The 19,191-nt window shown below is 66.5% G+C and carries 17 protein-coding genes; 11 read left to right on the plus strand and 6 right to left on the minus strand.

What is annotated here, in order from left to right; genetic code table 11:
- Nucleotides 1-412: 412 nt before the first annotated feature.
- Complete coding sequence (locus tag OXS27_RS27555) at nt 413-814, plus strand: DUF983 domain-containing protein (protein WP_267360422.1); 402 nt, start codon at nt 413-415, stop codon at nt 812-814.
- A 72-nt stretch (nt 815-886) separates the two neighbouring features.
- On the opposite strand, the gene OXS27_RS27560 is transcribed toward OXS27_RS27555, so the two are convergent.
- Nucleotides 887-2,326, minus strand: a complete 1,440-nt coding sequence (locus OXS27_RS27560; protein ID WP_267360424.1) for a PLP-dependent aminotransferase family protein — start codon at nt 2,324-2,326, stop codon at nt 887-889.
- A 374-nt stretch (nt 2,327-2,700) separates the two neighbouring features.
- Between OXS27_RS27560 and OXS27_RS27565 the strand changes: the two genes are divergently transcribed.
- From OXS27_RS27565 to OXS27_RS27605, 9 genes are all read left to right on the plus strand, one after another.
- Nucleotides 2,701-3,183, plus strand: coding sequence for an MSMEG_0572/Sll0783 family nitrogen starvation response protein (locus tag OXS27_RS27565; RefSeq protein WP_267360426.1), 483 nt, complete (start codon nt 2,701-2,703; stop codon nt 3,181-3,183).
- An 83-nt stretch (nt 3,184-3,266) separates the two neighbouring features.
- Nucleotides 3,267-4,355: a Nit6803 family nitrilase gene (locus tag OXS27_RS27570; RefSeq protein ID WP_267360428.1), complete on the plus strand. Its 1,089-nt coding sequence runs from the start codon at nt 3,267-3,269 to the stop codon at nt 4,353-4,355.
- Nucleotides 4,309-5,412, plus strand: coding sequence for an MSMEG_0568 family radical SAM protein (locus OXS27_RS27575; protein WP_267360467.1), 1,104 nt, complete (start codon nt 4,309-4,311; stop codon nt 5,410-5,412). The genes OXS27_RS27570 and OXS27_RS27575 overlap by 47 nt, the downstream gene beginning before the upstream one ends.
- Entirely contained in the window at nt 5,409-5,954 is a 546-nt protein-coding gene (locus OXS27_RS27580) for an MSMEG_0567/Sll0786 family nitrogen starvation N-acetyltransferase (protein WP_267360430.1), read from the plus strand. Before OXS27_RS27575 ends, OXS27_RS27580 begins: the two co-directional genes overlap by 4 nt.
- Complete coding sequence (locus tag OXS27_RS27585; RefSeq protein WP_267360432.1) at nt 5,954-6,949, plus strand: sll0787 family AIR synthase-like protein; 996 nt, start codon at nt 5,954-5,956, stop codon at nt 6,947-6,949. The genes OXS27_RS27580 and OXS27_RS27585 overlap by 1 nt, the downstream gene beginning before the upstream one ends.
- Complete coding sequence (locus OXS27_RS27590; RefSeq protein WP_267360434.1) at nt 6,946-8,121, plus strand: MSMEG_0565 family glycosyltransferase; 1,176 nt, start codon at nt 6,946-6,948, stop codon at nt 8,119-8,121. Before OXS27_RS27585 ends, OXS27_RS27590 begins: the two co-directional genes overlap by 4 nt.
- A complete protein-coding gene (locus OXS27_RS27595) occupies nt 8,114-8,395 on the plus strand; it encodes an MSMEG_0570 family nitrogen starvation response protein (protein ID WP_267360436.1) in 282 nt (93 codons plus the stop codon). Before OXS27_RS27590 ends, OXS27_RS27595 begins: the two co-directional genes overlap by 8 nt.
- Before the next feature lie 35 nt (nt 8,396-8,430).
- Complete coding sequence (locus OXS27_RS27600; RefSeq protein ID WP_267360438.1) at nt 8,431-9,699, plus strand: MSMEG_0569 family flavin-dependent oxidoreductase; 1,269 nt, start codon at nt 8,431-8,433, stop codon at nt 9,697-9,699.
- A 514-nt stretch (nt 9,700-10,213) separates the two neighbouring features.
- Nucleotides 10,214-11,185, plus strand: coding sequence for a transporter (locus tag OXS27_RS27605; protein ID WP_267360439.1), 972 nt, complete (start codon nt 10,214-10,216; stop codon nt 11,183-11,185).
- A gap of 662 nt (nt 11,186-11,847) precedes the next feature.
- Here the strand turns inward: OXS27_RS27605 and OXS27_RS27610 are convergent.
- Genes OXS27_RS27610 through OXS27_RS27630 form a run of 5 tightly spaced genes read right to left on the minus strand, consistent with a single transcriptional unit; the run spans nt 11,848 to nt 17,701 of the window.
- Nucleotides 11,848-12,552, minus strand: coding sequence for an ABC transporter ATP-binding protein (locus OXS27_RS27610; RefSeq protein WP_267360440.1), 705 nt, complete (start codon nt 12,550-12,552; stop codon nt 11,848-11,850).
- A complete protein-coding gene (locus OXS27_RS27615; RefSeq protein WP_267360441.1) occupies nt 12,549-14,438 on the minus strand; it encodes a branched-chain amino acid ABC transporter ATP-binding protein/permease in 1,890 nt (629 codons plus the stop codon). The genes OXS27_RS27610 and OXS27_RS27615 overlap by 4 nt, the downstream gene beginning before the upstream one ends.
- Nucleotides 14,438-15,313 (minus strand): branched-chain amino acid ABC transporter permease, encoded by an 876-nt coding sequence (locus OXS27_RS27620; protein ID WP_267360442.1) that lies wholly within the window; start codon nt 15,311-15,313, stop codon nt 14,438-14,440. Before OXS27_RS27620 ends, OXS27_RS27615 begins: the two co-directional genes overlap by 1 nt.
- 10 nt (nt 15,314-15,323) lie before the next feature.
- On the minus strand, nt 15,324-16,628 hold the full coding sequence (locus OXS27_RS27625; RefSeq protein WP_267360443.1) for an ABC transporter substrate-binding protein: 1,305 nt from the start codon (nt 16,626-16,628) through the stop codon (nt 15,324-15,326).
- Nucleotides 16,629-16,675: 47 nt separating this feature from the next.
- Nucleotides 16,676-17,701 carry a carbon-nitrogen hydrolase family protein gene (locus OXS27_RS27630; protein ID WP_267360445.1) on the minus strand — a complete coding sequence of 342 codons (1,026 nt, stop codon included), beginning with the start codon at nt 17,699-17,701 and terminating at the stop codon, nt 16,676-16,678.
- 123 nt (nt 17,702-17,824) lie between these two features.
- Here OXS27_RS27630 and OXS27_RS27635 point away from each other — a divergent pair, with 123 nt between their 5' ends.
- Nucleotides 17,825-18,814, plus strand: coding sequence for a LysR family transcriptional regulator (locus OXS27_RS27635; RefSeq protein WP_267360447.1), 990 nt, complete (start codon nt 17,825-17,827; stop codon nt 18,812-18,814).
- Nucleotides 18,815-19,191: the final 377 nt, after the last annotated feature.

Here is a 19,191-nt window from a genome sequence, read left to right on the forward strand (position 1 = left end):
AATCTGCAATGCGCCCATCCCGGCCATTCAGTGGACTTTCACGATTTCCCACAAGCGGACGCTACCATCAGCAATCTGAGGACGGCTTACGGGACGAGCTAACAATACGGAAGCAGCCGCTGTCATAGCCGAACAGCCCTTCACCGTGCCCGCTCCGCGGCCGACCTGCCGAGTTCCAAAAGGATCTCTGACGTTCGCGGTTTTGCGTTCCAAAGGCCAGAGACCACCCGCTGGAGCGATTATGATCCGTGGCTCGGACTGTTCCGTTAGGGCACGCTCTATTGGAACGGACCCGCTGTTTCGGCGGCTGCATGGCTACGAGTAACCGACATCGCCGAGCTATGTGCTGGGCTCGCGTGAAGCTCGTATCACTACTGGAACTGGCGCGTTGGATCCTCTTAGAGGAGTCCCCATGCTTGAACCGTCATATGCTGAGCAGTCACCCATCGGGGTAGCGATGCGAAGCAGGTGCCCGCGTTGTGGACGAGGCCACCTGTTCAATGGGTTCATCAAGCTTGCGCCCCGTTGCGATGTCTGTAGCCTCGATTACGGCTTCGCAGATCCGGCGGACGGGCCAGCCTTTTTCGTAATGATGACGGCGGCGGTGCCGGCCACCGCATTTGGGATCTGGCTCGAACTCACCTACTCGCCGCCTCTGTGGGTACATGCCGTCACGACGCTGCCCATCGTGCTAGTTGCCTGCACGCTGCCGCTTCGGTTCTTCAAGGGCTGGCTTGTCGCCGAGCAGTACATACGCAAGGCGGAGGAAGGACGCATCGCACGGCCCGGCGCCTCCACTCACGATCCGACCTAGCCCAGGTCGAAGACGGTAGCCACGAGCGCGATCAGCGATCCAAGCTGTCCATTCAAGGCAGTGGATCATGGCTCAAATGTAAGTCGAGGCAAGAGCCGGCGAGCCTTCGAGCGCGTGGGCAAGCATCTCCAAGCCGTGAGTGATCTGCTGCCGGGTCGCGGGTCCGCCGAGGCAGAGGCGCACTGCCTCGGGCGGCGTCCCCGCTACGCAGAACGGGTCGCTGCCGACGACGCCCAGGCCCGCAGACCGCCCATGGCTGGCGAAGGCCGAGCGCGTCCAGCCCTCCGGCAGCGTGATCCAGACATGGAAGCCGTGCGGGTCGGCCGTGTAGGTCCCGGCCGGGAGCAGCGAGGTCACAATGCACTGGCGTGCGGCGGATTCCTCACGGACGAACTGCACGATGGCGTCCGCTGTGCCGTCCATGATCCAGCGTGTCGCCAGCGTAGTCGAGATCGGCGAGGCCATCACGGTCGCAGCGCGCAGAGAGCCTGCGAGCGGAAGGGCTGCTCGGGCGCTGGGGCTGACTAGGAAAGCGAGGCGAAGCCCGGCGCCCAGGCACTTGGCCAGGCCGGCCACGTAATAGGTGATTTCCGGCGCCAACTCGGCGAAGCTGGGCGGCGGCGCCGGGCAGATGCGCGCGTAGGCGTCATCCTCGATGATGCTGACGGCATAGCGCCGCGCTACCGCGATGATGGCCTCCCTTCGGGCTCTAGGCAGGCTTGCAGTAGTCGGGTTCTGCAGCAGAGGGTTCAGGTAAATCGCTTTTGGCGCAACCTTCGTGCAAGCGGCCGCGAACGCGTCGGGGTCGACGCCGTAGCGGTCCATCGGTAAGTCGACGAGACGCAGCCCTAGATGCGCCGCGAGCGCGCGGATACCTGGGTAAGTGATGCGCTCGGCGCAGATGGCATCACCTCGCCGGGCGACCTGGCCCAGCACGCTGAACAGGGCGCTGTGCGCGCCAGGGCAGATCAGCAGACGCTCCCGCGCCGTGTCGATCCCGCGGCCCTTCAGCCAGCGCAATGCCGCTACCTTGTCCTCATCCGTGCCGCCGAAGCCCTGGTAGCGCAGCAGATTGGCGAGGTCGCCGGACAGCTCCGCGAAGGAGGCTTGCATGCGTGCCTGCAGAGCCGGCGTGTTAGGCTCAGGCGGCAGGTTCATGGTGAAGTCGACCGGCCCGACCCGCGGCGCGCTGGCACCCCCGCCCGAACGGGCGGAGCGGGCAGGATCTACCACGAAGGTGCCCTGGCCGACGCGCCCCTCGATCAGGCCGCGCTTGGTGGCTTCCACATAGCCGCGAGATACCGTCGTGAAGTTCAGGTCGAGCGCCTCGGCCAATGCCCTCTGCGTCGGCAGGCGCGTACCCGGCGTCAAACGGCCCGTCCGGATGTCATTCGCCAGCGCCTCCGCGATGGCGAGGTAGTGCGGTTTGCCCCATTGCTTCAGGTCGGGTGCCCAGGCTCCACTCATGACATTCTGTGGGTTGGCTCGCCCGTCTCGTTCGGTCGCCTTCATTCCTTGCGCACCTGCACCATCAATATACGATCAATGTCTTATTGTATGGCTAGCAAGTGCCATACCGTGATGTGGTCTAATCACCAGAGCCTGTACCAAGGCCATCACAATACATACAATACGATCAATTCGTGGTTCTTTGCCGTGCATTCGTTGTATATGGAGTAGTCATACTCTGCTTACTAAAACAGCTCTGCGTCAGTGTCGTTTAGATTTTGCGTCTAACGCTTTGATCGCAAAATTGTATGCATATCACTACGGTGCATTGAACGGCACATTGATCGGCGAAGTTCTGGCACACCGCTTGCCATGTTTCGAGTGTGACCGTTCGCAGCCCTGCCTGTCGCGGTCCCATCCCTCAAGGAGCGTGTGCGATGCCTGCAGTGAACCGCGAACATAACAAGAAGGGCGACTTTCTGGTCGATTACGAGGAGAAGGTCTTCGAGGATGTGAAGGCCGAGCCGGGCCAGAAGGCGCTCGTCACCTTCCACACCGTCGCGTTCGAGGGCTCGATCGGCCTCGTCAACCTGCTCCAGGCCACGCGCCTGCAGCGGAAAGGCTTCGAGACCTCGATCCTGCTCTACGGGCCGGGTATCACGCTCGGCGTCCAGCGCGGTTTCCCGCGGCTCGGCGACGAGGCCTTCCCGGGCCACCTCAACTTCAACAACCAGCTCGAAAAGTTCATGGCCGAGGGCGGCAAGGTCTATGCCTGCCGGTTCTCCACCCAGGCCCTCTACGGTCACGGCGAGGCGGCCTTCATCGAGGGCATCCGCATGATCAACCCCCTCGACGTGCTCGACTGCATGCTCCTGCACAAGCGCGACAACGCGGTGATCATCGACACCTGGACCGTCTGACCGGCCCCTCGGGCCCGGCGACCGGGGTGTCGCATCCGGCGGCCGCAGGCGATGTGGCCGCCGTCAGAGTTGGAGGATCACCCATGTCAGAGACCCGGATCGTGCGGGCCGCCGCCGTCCAGATCGCGCCGGACCTCGACCGGCCGGACGGTACCCTGGAGCGCGTGCTCAACGCCGTCGACGAGGCCGCCGCCAAGGGCGCGCGCTTTATGGTCTTCCCCGAGACCTTTGTGCCCTACTACCCCTACTTCTCCTTCGTCCTGCCGCCCGCGATGCAGGGGGCCGAGCACCTGAAGCTCTACGAGCGCGCGGTGGCTGTGCCGGGACCGGTGACCCAGGCCGTCTCGGCGACCGCGCGCCGCCACGGGGTGGTGATCGTGCTCGGCGTCAACGAGCGCGACCACGGCTCGCTCTACAACGCGCAGCTGATCTTCGACGCGGACGGCAGCCTGAAGCTGAAGCGGCGCAAGATCACCCCGACCTACCACGAGCGCATGATCTGGGGTCAGGGTGACGGCGCCGGCCTCGACGTCGTGGAGACGGCGGTCGGTCGCGTCGGGGCGCTGGCCTGCTGGGAGCACTACAACCCGCTCGCCCGCTACGCCCTGATGGCGCGCCACGAGGAGATCCACGCCGCGCAGTTCCCGGGCTCGCTCGTCGGCCAGATCTTCGCCGACCAGATGGAGGTGACGATCCGCCACCACGCCCTGGAGGCGGCCTGCTTCGTGGTCAACGCCACCGGCTGGCTCACCGACGAGCAGGTGGCGCAGGTCTGCCCGGACGAGCGCCTGCGCGGCGCCTGCCGCGGCGGCAACTGCACCGCCATCGTGTCGCCCGAGGGCAAGCATCTCGCCGACCCGCTCGGGCCCGGCGAGGGCATCCTGATCGCCGACATGGACCTCGCGCTGGTGACCAAGCGCAAGCGGATGATGGACTCGGTCGGCCACTACGCCCGGCCCGAACTCCTCAGCCTCCTCCACGACGACCGCCCGACCTCGTTCGTGCACCAGCCGACCCGTTCGCACACCGCCGCCCAGACCGCCTCCCGGAGCCTCGATCATGAGCAGCAGCCCGCTTCTGACGAACCAACCCTCCTCTCCGCCGGTCGTGGCGGGCTTGGTCGGGATGCCGACGGAGCGCCTGATCAACGCGTTGCAGTCCTACGGGGTTAGGCTGGCCGACAGCCGGGCCGGAGCCCCGAGCCGCCGCGGCGGCGCCGGCCCTTCGGACCACAAAGCGATGACCATCGCGGGCCGCACCGTGATGGTTCCGGTCCACACCGAGACCGCCTTCGACTCGCCCTTCCTCGTGCGTCGCCCGGACGCGGACGGCGTCTCGGTGATCGAACACGACGGCGTGGTGATCGGGCAGGCGACCTTCCCGGGCAAACCGCGCTTCTACGGGCTCTCGACCTTCGACGGCGTGCCCTACTCGAAGATCGCCGTGCTGCACGGCCGGGACGTTCTCGCCACCACGGTGCTGCAGACCTGCATCCGGTACGCGAGCCGGGCCAAGACCTGCCAGTTCTGCTCCATCGGCCAGTCACTCGCCGCCGGGCGCACCGTGGCGCACAAGAGCCCGGAGCAGCTGGCCGAGGTCGCCCGCGCCGCCGTGCTGCTCGACGGCGTCAAGCACATGGTGATGACCACCGGCACCCCGAACGCCACCGACCGGGGCGCCGCGATCCTGTGCGAGAGCGCCTTCGCGGTGAAGGCCGCGGTCGACCTGCCGATCCAGGCCCAGTGCGAGCCGCCGGACGACGACCGGTGGTTCGAGCGGATGAAGGCGTCGGGCATCGACGCGCTGGGCATGCACCTGGAAGCCGTCACCCCCGAGGTCCGGGCGCGGATCATGCCCGGCAAGGCGTCGGTGCCTCTAGAGCGGTACTATGCGGCGTTCGAGGCGGCCGTGCCGGTCTTCGGGCGGGGCCAGGTCTCGACTTACATCCTGGCAGGCCTGGGCGACGCACCGGAGGCGATCCTGGCCATGGCCGAGCGCCTGATCGGCATGGGCGTCTACCCCTTCGTGGTGCCGTTCGTGCCGATCTCCGGCACCCCGCTGGAGAGCCACCCGGCGCCAGGCCCCGACTTCATGCACGACATCCTGAAGCCACTCGCCGACATGCTGGCCGGCGCGGACCTGCGCTCGACTGACATCAAGGCCGGTTGCGGCCGCTGCGGCGCCTGCTCGGCGCTCTCCACCTACGAGCGCGCCGGGGTGGCGGCATGATGTTCGAACCCGTGCCGCCGTACCGGCCGAGCCACTTCCACGTGAAGTTCGCTACGAGCCCCTGGGAACGAGCCGCCTGCACGGCGCTGCGCCGGCAGGTTTTCTGCACGGAGCAGGGGATCTTCGCCGATGACGACCGCGACGCCATCGACGTGCACGCCATCCCGATCTGCGCCCTCTCGACGTTGGGCGCTGACGCCGACGCCGTAGTCGGAACGGTGCGCATCCATGAGATGGTCGAGCGGCCCGGCGAGTGGTGGGGTTCTCGCCTGGCCGTCGCCAAGCCGTTCCGTAGCGCCGCCGCCCTCGGCACTGGGCTGATCCAGGTCGCGGTCTCCTCGGCCCATGCCCGCGGCTGCACCCGCTTCCTCGCCCACGTGCAGGAGCGGAACGTGCCGCTGTTCCAAGCCCTGCACTGGGCAAGTCTCGACGCGGTCGACCTTCACGGGCGGCCACATCACCTGATGGAAGCGGACCTCGCAGCCTACCCGCCGATGCACGACCCCGAGCACGGCCTCGTCACCTTCCGCAAGGCCGCGTGATGACGGTCGCTCTCGATATCCAGACCCTAGCCGGTCAGATCCGAGACGCCCGCGGCCTCGGCCACAAGCGCGACATCGATGCCGTGGTCGCGCGGCTCGGGCTGGGAAGCCGGCACGTGGCGGTGCCAGTTGGCGACGACTGCGCGGCTATCCCCGATGGCGACGGCCACCTGCTGTTCGCCATCGAGGGCTTCCTCGACGGCTTCGTCGCGGTCGACCCGTATTTCGCTGGCTACTGCGGGATCATGGTCAACCTCAGCGACGTCGCGGCCATGGGCGGGCGCCCGCTCGCCGTGGTCGATGCCCTGTGGAGCCGGGATGCGGCGGGGGCGGACCCGATCCTGGCCGGTCTGTCCGATGCGGCCGCCCTCTACGGCGTTCCGGTGGTGGGCGGGCACACCAATACGCGCGCCGCCTGCGGCAACCTCGCGGTCGCCGTACTCGGCCGGGCGGGCCCGCGCCTCCTGACGAGCTTCGATGCCGCACCGGGGGACGACCTCGTCGTTGCCATCGACCTACGCGGCCGCTTCCGCGAGCCGCACCCCTACTGGGACGCCTCTACCGGCAGTCCGGGTGAGCGCCTGCGTGGCGATCTCGCGCTGCTGCCGAGCCTCGCCGAGGATGGCTTGGCCTGTGCGGCCAAGGATATCAGCATGGCGGGTGTCGTCGGCACGGCGCTGATGCTTCTCGAATGCTCGAACGTCGGCGGCGTCATCGACCTCGACGCGATCCCGCGGCCCGAGCACGTCCCGCTCGCGCGCTGGCTGACGGCCTTCCCGAGCTTCGGCTATCTCCTCAGCGTGCGTCCCGACCGCACGCCGTCCGTGCTTGCGCGCTTCGCCGAGCGCGGGATCGCTGCCGCCGGGATCGGCCGCCTAGACGCGAGCCGGGTCGCCCGGGTCCGTGGCGGCGCGGGGGACGAAGTCATGGTGTGGGACTTCGTCGCCGGCCCGCTGATCGGCTGCGGTCAGGATGGAGCGGGGGCCGCCTCATGACGGCTCTGCGCATCGCCCTTCTGACCCACTCCACAAACCCGCGCGGCGGCGTCGCGCACTGCCTCGCGCTGGCCGAGGCGCTCTGCGCCCTCGGACACGAGGCGGTGGTCCACGCGCCTGACCCGTCCGGGCGCGGCTTCTTTCGCGTTGCCGCCTGCCCGACGGTATCGGTGGCCGCAAAGCCGATCGCCGGCACGACGGTCGACCTCGTGCGGGCTCGCATCGACGATTACCTGCGCCACTTCTCGACGCCGGCCGCCTGCGACTTCGACGTCTTCCACGCCCATTGCGGAATCGGCGGCAATGCCCTCGCGACGCTCAAGCACCGCCGCCTGATCCCCGGCTTCGTTCGCACGATCCACCACGTCGATAGCTTCTCCGACCCAGTGCTCGCGCAGTGGCAGGATCGCTCGATCCATGAGGCCACGAGCCTGCTCAGTGTCAGCCGCGCGTGGGCCGACCTTATCGAGGACGATCTCGGTGCCGAGATCGGCGTCGTCGGCAACGGAGTGGACCTGTCGCTCTTCCAAGAGACGCCGACCGAAGCCGACGCGGTCGTACGGGAGCGCTGGGGCATCGGTGTTGGGCCCGTCGTCCTGAGCGTCGGCGGCTTCGAAGAGCGTAAGAACACGGCCGGCATCATCGAGGCTTTCGCGCTTCTGCGTCGACGCCACCGGCAGGCGCAACTCGTGGTCGTCGGCGGCGCATCACTCCTCGATCACGCCTCCTACGACGCCCGCTGCCGCGCCGCACTGAGCGCATGCGGGCTTGCGGTAGGGCACGGCGAGGCGGTGATCGCTACCGGTCCGGTCTCCCAGGAGGAAATGCCGGCCTTCTATCGCCGAGCGGACGTCCTGGCCTTTCCCTCTTGGAAAGAGGGCTTCGGCCTCTGCGTGCTGGAGGCGATGGCCTGCGGCACCCCGGTAATCGTCTCTCGCTTGCCGCCCTTCACCGAGTACCTCCGGACCGACGACGCCCTCTTCGTCGACCCGGGCGATCCCGGTGACATCGCCGACGCCATGGCGGCCGCCCTGGCACCGACGACGCGAGCAAGCCTGCGCGCTGCCGGTGCGGCTCGGGCCGCCGCCCATTCCTGGCAGGCCTGCGCCGAGCGTCACCTCGCTACCTACGCGGCCTGCGCCCGCGATGAACATGAGCCGATCCATGCCTGAGATGCACTTCCACGTCCGCTGGCCCGATGGGCGGCGCGAGGCGTGCTACTCGCCGTCCCTCGTCGTGAAGGACTTCCTTACGCCGGGCGAGAGCTACGCCCTCGACGACTTCGTCAAGAAGACGCGCACGGCCCTCACGATCGCCAGCGACCGGGTCCGGGAGAAGTACGGCTTCGCCTGCTCCTCCGCCCTGGACCAACTCGCCCGCATCGAGGCCGCGGCGAAGCGGCAGGCCTCCGACGGCAAAGTCACCGTCGAGTCCTTCGGACCCTGAGCAAACGACACCCGGACACCCACGGAGCCAGAGCCATGACCTCTACCCCCCGTCACGTCCCCGTCGCCATCGTCGGCGGGGGCCAGGCCGGCCTCTCGGTCAGCTACCACCTCAAGCAGAGTGGAATCGACCATCTTATCTTTGAGAAGAAGACCGCTGCGCATACCTGGGCGAGCCAGCGCTGGGATACGTTCTGCCTCGTCACGCCGAACTGGCAGTGCGACCTGCCGGGCCACCGCTATGACGGGCCGGACCCGGACGGGTTCATGAAGAAGGACGAGATCGTCGCCTACCTCAAGGCGTTCGTCGCCAAGGTGAACCCGCCGATCCGCGAGGGCGTCGCGGTCACCCGCGTCGAACGGCGCGAGGACGGCATCTTCTCGGTACAGACCTCGGACGGCGACTACACCGCGGACCAGGTCGTGGTGGCCTCCGGCGGTTACCACACGCCGATTATCCCGCGCATGGCCGAGAAGCTGCCTGGCTCGATCACTCAGATCCACTCGAACCAGTATCGCAACCCGGCCCAGCTGCCTGAGGGCGAGGTGCTGGTGGTCGGCTCGGGGCAGTCCGGCGCGCAGATCGCCGAGGACCTACACCTCGCCGGGCGCAAGGTGCATCTGGCGGTGGGCGACGCGCCCCGCTGCGCCCGCTTCTACCGCGGCCGCGACGTCGTCACCTGGCTCGCCGACATGGGCTACTACGAGATGACCGTTGACAACCATCCGTTGCGCGACGGCGTTCGCGACAACACCAACCACTACGTGACCGGCCGCGATGGCGGCCGGGACATCGACCTGCGCCGCTTCGCCACCGAGGGGATGGCCCTTTACGGCGTGCTTGAGGATTACGACGCCGTCAGTCTGCGCTTCCGCGACAATCTCAAGCGCTCGCTCGACCAGGCCGACCGGACCTACAACGGCATCAACGCCGCCATCGACAAGTACATCGCCGAGAAGGGCGTCGAGGCGCTGGCACAGGAACATTACACGCCCGTCTGGGAGCCGAGCGAGCCCGTGACCAGCCTCTCCCTCGAAGGCTCCGGCATCACCAGCATCGTCTGGTGCATCGGCTTCACGCCGGACTTCCGCTGGCTCGACGCGTCCGTGTTCAACGGTGCTGGCAGCCCCAAGCACAAGCGCGGCGTCACGAACGAGGACGGCGTTTACTTCATTGGCCTGCCCTGGCTGAACACCTGGGGCTCGGGGCGCTTCGGCGCCGTCGGCCGGGATGCCAAGTACGTCGTGCAGGCGATCCAAGAGCGCCTCGGAGCCGAGCGGTTCGCCCTTAAGTTCGCGGTTTGAACGACGCGATCGAGGCATTGTTTATGTCTCGATAAACCCCATTCAAACATCGTACCCTGCTCTGCACACCGGCGGATGGCGAGCTTCTTACCGAGGTCCTGACCCATCGTGCCGAGTGATCGGCTGCGATAGGCGCCCGTATTGCGGGTCGCGGTTGTAAACGTCGTCGGTGGAGTTGTGCATCCCGAAGCTGCTCGCGAAGCGGCTTGTTTGCTTACGGCCCGAGCAGCTCGGGAGGCGTATGGCTATGATCGTTTCACAAATCGAGTTCTCATTTCGTCAAACGTGTTTTTGCTGCAACACGTACAGATATCCGAACTCAAATCGCGGATTTGACAGTCGACTCAAAGTAATAACGTGGCATACTTAAAAGGTGATAGGAAATGCGTACAAATTGATCGTGTTTCCATACAAGCCAGATCGTGCGATCCAAAAAACAATCTACTGATAACTGTGCCGATGCCGTCCGGTGAACGGGAACGCTCGGCCTGAGTCCGGCAAAAGGGGATTGAGGATGTTGAACAGGATCACGGCGACGCTCGCGGGAGTTACAGCCGTAGCGTTGAGCGCGACCGCGGCCTTCGCACAGTCGACCACAGTTCCGGGCGAGCAGGTCGGTCTCGCCGCCGGCGCGCCGCTGCCGGAGGGTCTCTATGCAGTCGACACCTTCGTATATCGCCGCACCGATCAGCCGTTCTCGCCCGACACTGCGATCAACGTCCCATTTCTACTGTGGTCGACACCGCTGACGCCATTCGGCGGCCGCATCGAGGCGCTTGTTGCTCAGCCCACCGTCTTCGCCTTCACCCGCAATGGTGCTGGCCAGCGTAACAAGGACATATCGGTTAACGTCGGCACGCTGCTGGCCGGCATCTGGGCGTTCGACCTCGGCGGCAACTTCGGCGTGAGCTTCCTGGGCGGCGTTCACCTGAACGACCTTGATGCCGGTCGCGGTTCGCTTGGAACCGGCCTGAGCGGTACGCCGGTGCTGCCGCAGTTCTCCTCGAACACCTACCGCTTCGGCGTTGCAGGCAGTTATACCGGAGACGGCTGGAACATCACCGCCAACCTCACCGGCAACGTCTACGACACGCCTGGTCGGTTCGGCGGTCCCGTCGGTGCAGCGATCGGTCCGATCCGCCTCTCGGATGCAATCCTACTCGATCTCACTGCGACCAAGAAGTTCGGCAACTTCGAGATCGGTCCGATTGCCTATGGCGCATACAACTTCGACACCAGCCAGTTCAGTGCTGCGAGTGGTAACCGCGGCCGCTTTGCGGTCGGCGGCCTCATCGGCTACGACTTCAAAGCCTTTACGGTTCAGGCCTACGTGGCGCGCGACGTGGTCACGGGCGCCCAGTACACGAACGCGCTTGGCCGGACACGCGACAACTACTCGACCGATGGCTTCGTTCGGTTCATCGTCCCGCTCTACACCCCGCCAGCCGCCGCCCCTGTGGTGACGCCGCTGGTGCGCAAGGGATGAGCTGACACGCTTACGCGCTGTAGGCCACACATGGCCACGGCGCATACAGGATCGAAGTGCAAATCCTTCCCAGGGTCTATGCTTCGATAGGGGCCGAGCGGCCCGGTCTCAACAGCTAAACCTGCTCGGCCCCGCTTTTTGATGGGGGATTCTCTCGCTCATACTTCAGGCGTCTTGAGCATCGTCGGTGCCTGCGGTGTCACGCGTTTCCGTAACCTCCCCTCCTGCGAATGGTAGGGCTGATTCCAGCTACGCCGTCCCACAACGCTTGCCCTATTGGAACGGCGCACTTCTCGTCCGCTTTCAGGGTAAAGGTCAGGGTCCGGTTTCCACACCGAGCCGAACTTGCGGAGTGGCCGGTGCACGACCGCTTTGGAGAAACGTAAACGACAGTCCCGACGGCTGGGTTGGGTCGGCAGGAGGCTGTCCGCTTCTCTAGCCATTCTTCTCGGAAGCAGACCGGTCGCTTTCGGCCAGCATCTGCCGCAACGCATCGCGTGTCCGAACGTCTCGGATGCATGGATTGCCGCCGGTCTTTATTCGGGCAAAATGCAGCAAGAACCGAAATCAAATTGCGCGATCAAACATCCTCAGGTTGACCAATTCAAGGTTGTGACCTCTTGATGTAAGCAGCGGCATCAAAATGGTGTCCGTGGTCTCGCTCACAGCGCCAAGCCCATGAAGTCCCTCATTGGAGCGGGATCCGTTCGGAGAGCTGAAGCCTGCCCCTCGTAGACGACGTGGCCGTTGTTGAAGCCGTAGACCCGGTCGGCGAAGCTCAGTACCGCTGCGACGTTCTGCTCGACCACGACGATCGTGCGCCCTTCCGCGGCTAGACGCTTCGTCAACACGACTAGATCCTGAACGATCAGCGGCGCCAGCCCCTCAAAGGGTTCGTCGAGGAGGAGGATGCGCGGGTTGCGGACCAGGGCGCGGGCGATCGAGAGCATCTGCTGCTCGCCCCCCGAGAGGGTGCGGCCCCGCGAGGTGCGTCGCTCCTTGAGCCGGGGGAAGATCTCCCAGATCCGGCTGAGGGGCCACGCCTTAGGGGCGCTTAGGCACGCGACGCGGAGGTTCTCCTCCACGGTCAGGCCGCCGAACACGGCGCGCTCCTCCGGCACGAGCTGCATGCCGACGCGGGCGATTTTCGAGGGCGGGAGCCCGTGGATCGGCTGACCGTCGAGGCGGATCGTGCCCGTCCTAGGACTGAGCACGCCCATGAGGGTGCGCAGCGTCGTGGTCTTGCCCGCACCGTTGCGGCCGAGCAGGGCCACGACCTCGTTCTCCTCCACTCGCAGGGAGACGCCGAACAGGACGTGGGAATCGCCGTAGAGGGTGTCGATGCCCTCGACTTCGAGCAGGCTCATGCGGCGCTCCCCAGCGTGGCACCAGCTTCCGCTGGCCCGGCACCGAGATAGGCACGCTGGACGGCTGCGTCCCGGCGCACGGAATCGGTTGGGCCGTCGGCAAGGAGGCGGCCCTCGCACAGCACGGTGATCCGCTCGGCGAGGTCGAAGATGGCATCGAGGTCGTGCTCCACCACGACGATCGTGCAAGCTTTCGCGATGCGTCGGATCAGGGCGCAAGTCGCCGCCCGCTCCGACAGGCTCATGCCGGCCAAGGGTTCGTCGAGGAGCAGCACGTTCGGGCTGGTGGCGAGCGCCATGCCGATCTCCAGCCGTCGCTTCTCACCATAGGCCAGGACGCTCGCCGGGGTGCCGGCCCGCTCGCTGAGATCGAGAAGGTCCATCAGGGTCGCAACCTGCGCCTCCATCTCGGGGCGTCCGTCGGCGGGGGCGAGAAGATCCAGACGGAAGCCACCCCGCGCCCGCGCCAGCGCCGCCACCCGCAGGTTGTCCCGCACCGTGAGGTTCAGGAAGAGCTGGTTGAGCTGGTTACTCTTGGCGATACCCCGCTGGGCCGCCCGGCTTACGCCGCCCCCGGTCAGACGCTCGCCGAACAGCAGCACCTCGCCCGCGCTCGGGCTCACCTCGTCGGAGAGCATCTTGAACAGGGTGCTCTTGCCCGCCCCGTTCGGCCCGATCACCGCGTGGATCGAACCCCGGCGCACGGTGAAGCTCACGCCATCGACCGCCTTCAGGCCACCATAGTGCCGGGCGAGCCCGCGCGCCTCAAGGGCGATCTCCCCGCGCGCGCTGCGTCCGCCCACTACCGGGCGCGGCATTGGCAGGGCGATCTCAGCCGGGATGGCGCGGGCCGGTGCCCCGCCGCTCACCTCGATGGCCTCCGTCCGGGCCAGCTCCGCACGGAGGCGACGGGCCTCCCGGCGGCGGTTCCAGAGATGCAGGATCTCCCCGCAGATGCCCCGACGGAGGCCGATCACGAGGCCGATGAAGGCGAGTCCCAGGACGAGCTTCCACAGCGGACCGAGGCCAGGGATGAGCTGGAGGTTGTCGCGCAGCCACAGCCAGAGGGCCGCGCCGACCAGTGGCCCGACCAAGGTGCCGACGCCGCCGACGATGGTCTGCACCACGAGTTGCCCCGAGGTCTCCAGGGCGAAAGCGTCCGGCGGCATATAGCTCTGGAACGGCCCGAGCATCGCCCCGGCGAGCCCCGCATAGAGCGCGGCGATGGTGAAGGCGGAGAGCTTGTAGGCCGGGACGTCGTGGCCGAGCATCGCCACGCGGGCGGTGTTCTCCTTCACCGCCCGCAGAATCAGCCCCACAGGAGATTTCGCGATGCGGCGGGCCAGGACGAAGCCGACAAGGAAGGTGGCCGCGAGGAGCGTGTACATCGGCAGCCCGGGGGTGATCCCCACCGCGTCCGCCCCGAAGCCGATTGTTGGAAGGGGCACGCCGGCGATGCCGTTCTCGCCGCCGGTCCAGCCCGAGAGCGGGGAGTTTTCGATAAAATACGCCATCTGGCCGAAGGCCAGGGTGATCATGGCGAAGTAGATGCCGATGCGCCGGACAGCGAGCCACCCGACGAGTAGGCCGAACAGCCCCGCCGCCAGCGTCCCGGCCAGGAGGGCGAGCCAGACGCTTCCCACCGTCCCGGAGACGAGGAGGGTGGCGGTGACGAACCCGCCCGTCCCGTAGAAGGCGGCCTGGCCGAAGGAGAGGAGGCCCGCGAGACCGAACAGGATGTCGAGCCCCAGGCCGAACAGCGCCCAATTGAGCGCCCGCGACAGCAGGTCGTGCGAGAAGCCCAGCGGCGGCAGCAGGAGAGGGGCGACCACTAGGAAGGCGGCGAGCGCCAGTTCGGGGAGGATGCGGCGGAGAGCAGGGTGCATCAGACTCGGCCCTCCGTGCCGAACAGCCCTTGCGGGCGCGCCACCAGCACCAGGGCCATCAGGCCGTAGAGCATCACCTCCGAATAGGCGGAGCTGAAGGCGCTCGTCAGGCTGATGACCTCGCCCGCGATCAGCCCTCCCACCACCGCACCGGGGAACGAGCCGAGCCCGCCTAGCACGATGACCACGAAGGATTGCACCATGAAGCTGGCGCCCATGTCAGGCGTCACCGAGACGACGGGGGCGTAGAGCATCCCGGCGAGCCCTACCGCGACGACGCCGATTCCGAAGACGAGGAGGAAGGTGCGGCGCACGTCGATGCCGAGGATGCCGACCATGCCGGCATTCTCGATGCCCGCCCGCACCACGAGGCCGATCGCCGTCCGGTAGAGGACGAGGTAGAGGCCGAGCAGGAGCGCCGCGACGATGCCGATCAGTTGGAGTCGGTAGGTCGGGTAGACGAAGAAGCCGAGCTTGGTCGCCCCCACGCCCCACGAGGGCACCGGCACCCGCTGGCTGTTCCCCCCGAACCACGCGCGCAATGCCTCCACGAGGACGATGCCAATGCCGTAGGTGACGAGGATCTGGTCCTCGTCTGGCCTCGCGTAGAAATGGCGGATCACCAGGCGCTCCATGGCGAAGCCGACAACCAGCATGATGGCGCAGCCGCCGAGCAGAGCGAGCAGGAAGGAATGCGTCGCCGACATCATCACGAAGGCGGTGTAGGCCCCCACGGCGAACAGCGCGCCGTGGGCGAAGTTGAGCACCCCCAGGGTGCCCAGGATGATGGTGAGCCCGCTGGACACGAGCGCCAGAAGGCTCCCGAGGGCAAGGCCGTTAAAGGCCTGAGAGAGGAGAACCGTCGTGCTGGGCATGGCCAGTCCCTCAGGTGTAGGGGCCGAGCTTGCAACCGAACAGGTCGGTCGGGTTCATCACGCTCTCGCCCTCGACCATGTCCACGATCTCGTAGAAATCGTCCGGCCCCTTCATCGCGGCGGGCGCCTTGCCTTTCAGGATCGGGATCGGTCGGACCATCTGGTGGTCCTCGGCGCGGTAATAGACGCGGCCGATGGTCGAGTCATAGGGCTGGCTCTTCGAGGCCTCCATCGCTTTGATCATGTCAACCGGGTTGAACCCGCCGACCCGCTCGACCGTGAGCGCCCAGAGATAGGTCTGCATGTAGGCGATGTGGGCGCCCCAGCGCGGGTGATATTTGTTCTTGTCGAGGAAGCTCGCCACGAAGGTCTTGGCGAGGGGGTAGCGATCCTCCAGCGTCCACCAGAAATCGCAGGAGCCATAGACGCCTTGCATCAGTTCGGCGCCCAGTTCCTTGTCCTGGAAGGAGGACAGGTTCGGCACGACGAGCTTCATGCTTGACAGGACGCCGAACTGCTCGGCCTGCTTGGTCGAGGCGACCGCGTCGGCGCCGAAGCAAATGTTCACGAAGACGTCGGCACCGCTATTAGCGATGTTGAGGAGCGCCGAGCTGTAATCCGCGGTGCTCAGCGGCACGGTCTCCTTCAGAACCTGTGTCCAGCCCGCCTCCTTGGCGAACTTGGCAAAAGATTCGTAGACCGTCTGGCCGTAGGTGTAGTCCGGCACCAGGAAGGCCATCTTGCGCTTGGGACCGAGTGCCTTGGCCACCACCGGGGCCAGCGCCTTGGCGGCCATGTAGGCGTTCTGCTGCGAGCGGAAGCCGTAGCGCTGGCAGTTCTTGCCGGTGACGTCGTTCGAGCCGGCAATGCCGACCATGTAGAGGACCTTGTCGCGGCTCGCGAGTTCCTCCAGGGCGATGGCCTCGGAACTGCTCACGGAGCCCGAGAACTGAATCGCCTTGTCACGCTGGATGAACTGGGTCGCCGCCTGCACCGCGACGTTGGGCTTCCCCTCCGTGTCGGCGACCTTGTAGCGGATCTGGCGCCCAAGGACGCCCTTGCCCTTCAGGCCCCAGGCAGCCGGGATCTCGCCACCCGCGTTGATCTGCGCGATGGCGAGTTCATAGCCGAGCTTGAGGTCGTTGCCATCACCTGAGAAGACGCCTGTCAGGGGCATGTTGAGGCCGACGAAGATGGAGTCGGCGCCGACGCCCTCCGGGAAGGTGCCGATCGCGGCGAGCGCCTGCGCCCGGGCCAAACCCGGCAGCATCAGCCCGGCGGCGCCCCCGAGGAGCAGCTTGCGACGGTCGAACATCAGGGCACATCTCCGCTCAGGCAGGGGTCGAGGTAAAGCTCAGCAAGTCACGCGCCGTCGCCGGGAACGGGCGCGGACACGGTCGGGGGCGGCGGGGCCGAGCCGGGATCGCGAAAGGCCGCAGGGGCGAGGCGGCGGCGGTTCACCGTGAGGTCGAACACGTCGAAGCGGTTGTAGTAGCCGACCACGTCGTGGAACTGCTTCGGCTCGATGCAGGCTGCGAGGTCGATCTCCGCGTAGAGGATCCCCTCGTCCCGAAGGGCTTCGCCGATCTGGGCACCGGTGGGATCTAGGAAGAACGAGGCCGCGCGTGGGGTTGCTTCCAGCACCTCGGCGGCCCGGGGATCGCAGGCGGCGATGGTGTCGAACGCCGCCCGGTCGAGCACACTCGCGGTGACAAGGCCGAAGACCTTGGCCTCGAAGCAATGGGCGCCCGCCCGGAGTCGGTTCGCGGCGAGGTTGTCGTAATTGCCTCCGTCCGCTGGGCGCCGCGTCGGCCAGACCGGCGGCCAGGACGAGATGTGGAACTGCTCGCCCTGCGCCATCAGGCTGAAGCGGGCCAGCGGATTGGTGTTCTCGCCGCAAATGAGTTGGCCGATGCGTCCGATTGCGGTCTCGACCACCCGCAGCCCGGCTCCATCGCCTGCAGCCCAGACAAGCTTCTCGTAGAAGGTCGGTACGAGCTTGCGGTGGTGGTTGAGGATGTCGCCGCCCTCGCCGATCAGCAGGTTGCTGTTCCACAGGCAGCCGACACTCACGGGCGAACGCTCGCTGAGACCGATGGAGACGATGACCCCCGCCGCCTTCGCGGTCTCGCGGATGCGGGCGACTTCCGGCCCATCGACGAGGACCGACTGGTCGGCCATGCGGGCGAACAGGTCGTGGTTGTCGATTGGCGCCGCTAGGGCGGCCCAGACTGGAAAGGCCGGGATGAAGGTTTCCGGGAAGGCGATGAGGGCCGCGCCGGCCCTGGCCGCTTCGTGGATGAGCGAGACCGCCTTGTCCGTAGTCGCCGTGGCGTCGAGGAAGACCGGTGCGGCATGGATGGCTGCTGCCTTGAAACGGGGATGCATAGGTTGCCCTTTCTAGGCCGAGCTTAGGCGCCTCGTCCGCGGCTTGAAGCGGCCAATTCCGCAAGCGCCCTTGCACAGATCCCGAGCCGCCGACGTGGCGCGCCTCTTGCGGCACGCGAGGCGATGCGTGCCCTCGATCAAATCGACTGGGATGACCTGAAGGTCTTCGTCCATGCCGCCCGTGGGGGCAGCCTTGCGGGTGCGGCCAAGAGGCTGCGGGTCGATCAATCGACCGTCAGCCGACGACTCGCCCATCTGGAAGCTGCCCTGGGCGTCTCCCTGTTCGAGCGTGTACCCTCCGGCCTGCGCCTAAGCGAGGCGGGCCAGCGCTTGCTGCGCCATGCGGAGCGGGTGGAGAGCGCCATCATCGCTATGGAGGAGGAGGTCACCCCCGGATCGGGGCAGGCCGGGGGCCGCGTCCGGCTTGCGACGATGGAGGGCATCGCCTCCCTCTACCTCGCCGAGCGGTTCGTGTGCCTGCACGAGACGCACCCCCACCTCACCGTCGAACTGCTGACCTCGTCTCAAACAGTCTACGTGAACCGCCGGGAGGCCGACCTTTTCCTCAGCTTCTTTAAGCCTCCGGGACAGGGGCTTGTCTCCGAGCGGATCGGCCGCTTCCGGCTCGGGCTGTACGCCTCGCCGGGCTACCTCGACCGGGCGGGAACGCCCCGATCCATCCAGGATCTTGAGCGCCACGCCTTTGTCACCTACGTCGAGGACCTCGTGCAGGTCGATTGCGTTCGGTGGCTCGACGAGATCATCGCGGATCGGCGTACCGTGTTCCATTCGACGAGCATGATCGCGCAGAAGCAGGCGGCCGCCGGAGGGCTCGGCATCGTCCTCCTCCCAAGCTTCGCGGTTACCGGTCGCGACCTCTTGGTCCCCGTACTGCACGATGACTTGTCGACAACCCGAGATCTCTGGCTCAACGTCCACACCGACCTGCAATTCTCGCCCCGCATTAGGGCGGTTTCGGCCTTCCTGAAAACCCTGTTCCGCTCCGACTCGTCGCTACAGGTTGAACTTCGGCATTCGCAACCGGTCTCGGCCTTGGGTGCCCCGACATCTTCGACGGACTGGTCTGGAATACCCACGCCGTTTAATTCTTAAAGACGAAAAGTATCTCCCAACTGTTGCTCCATGCGCGTTTTTGGTGAGCCGCGCCGATCATGTCCTGTGACCGCGTCGGGTCGATAGGAGGTTGTCCGCTTCTCCGATCTGCCTTTTCCGAAGCGGTCATTCCGCTTTCGGCCAAACTACGTCACGCCGGATCGCGGTCGCGCGCAAAACCAGGCGTTCGGCTTTGCGCCCGTTGCGGCCGCTTCGCTTCGGCAATGCCGGGACGCAAGACCGGACAATCGTGCTCTGGGTCAATGTGCTCGGGTCTTCCCAGATCAATATACCGTAGCTCTCCCAGGCCGCGCGGGATCTAAACGTCGGGACTTTGCGGCACGCACCCGCGAAGGTCTATCGTGGCTTCCGGCGGA

It is taken from the genome of Methylobacterium sp. GC_Met_3, assembly GCF_026540775.1.
Lineage (GTDB): Bacteria > Pseudomonadota > Alphaproteobacteria > Rhizobiales > Beijerinckiaceae > Methylobacterium.

Bases quoted from the DNA above. Each gene is read 5' to 3' on its own strand.
- OXS27_RS27555 (WP_267360422.1), top strand. From the start codon at position 413: ATGCTTGAACCGTCATATGCTGAGCAGTCACCCATCGGGGTAGCGATG.
- OXS27_RS27560 (WP_267360424.1), bottom strand. From the start codon at position 2,326: ATGAAGGCGACCGAACGAGACGGGCGAGCCAACCCACAGAATGTCATG.
- OXS27_RS27565 (WP_267360426.1), top strand. From the start codon at position 2,701: ATGCCTGCAGTGAACCGCGAACATAACAAGAAGGGCGACTTTCTGGTC.
- OXS27_RS27570 (WP_267360428.1), top strand. From the start codon at position 3,267: ATGTCAGAGACCCGGATCGTGCGGGCCGCCGCCGTCCAGATCGCGCCG.
- OXS27_RS27575 (WP_267360467.1), top strand. From the start codon at position 4,309: ATGCCGACGGAGCGCCTGATCAACGCGTTGCAGTCCTACGGGGTTAGG.
- OXS27_RS27580 (WP_267360430.1), top strand. From the start codon at position 5,409: ATGATGTTCGAACCCGTGCCGCCGTACCGGCCGAGCCACTTCCACGTG.
- OXS27_RS27585 (WP_267360432.1), top strand. From the start codon at position 5,954: ATGACGGTCGCTCTCGATATCCAGACCCTAGCCGGTCAGATCCGAGAC.
- OXS27_RS27590 (WP_267360434.1), top strand. From the start codon at position 6,946: ATGACGGCTCTGCGCATCGCCCTTCTGACCCACTCCACAAACCCGCGC.
- OXS27_RS27595 (WP_267360436.1), top strand. From the start codon at position 8,114: ATGCCTGAGATGCACTTCCACGTCCGCTGGCCCGATGGGCGGCGCGAG.
- OXS27_RS27600 (WP_267360438.1), top strand. From the start codon at position 8,431: ATGACCTCTACCCCCCGTCACGTCCCCGTCGCCATCGTCGGCGGGGGC.
- OXS27_RS27605 (WP_267360439.1), top strand. From the start codon at position 10,214: ATGTTGAACAGGATCACGGCGACGCTCGCGGGAGTTACAGCCGTAGCG.
- OXS27_RS27610 (WP_267360440.1), bottom strand. From the start codon at position 12,552: ATGAGCCTGCTCGAAGTCGAGGGCATCGACACCCTCTACGGCGATTCC.
- OXS27_RS27615 (WP_267360441.1), bottom strand. From the start codon at position 14,438: ATGCACCCTGCTCTCCGCCGCATCCTCCCCGAACTGGCGCTCGCCGCC.
- OXS27_RS27620 (WP_267360442.1), bottom strand. From the start codon at position 15,313: ATGCCCAGCACGACGGTTCTCCTCTCTCAGGCCTTTAACGGCCTTGCC.
- OXS27_RS27625 (WP_267360443.1), bottom strand. From the start codon at position 16,628: ATGTTCGACCGTCGCAAGCTGCTCCTCGGGGGCGCCGCCGGGCTGATG.
- OXS27_RS27630 (WP_267360445.1), bottom strand. From the start codon at position 17,701: ATGCATCCCCGTTTCAAGGCAGCAGCCATCCATGCCGCACCGGTCTTC.
- OXS27_RS27635 (WP_267360447.1), top strand. From the start codon at position 17,825: ATGCGTGCCCTCGATCAAATCGACTGGGATGACCTGAAGGTCTTCGTC.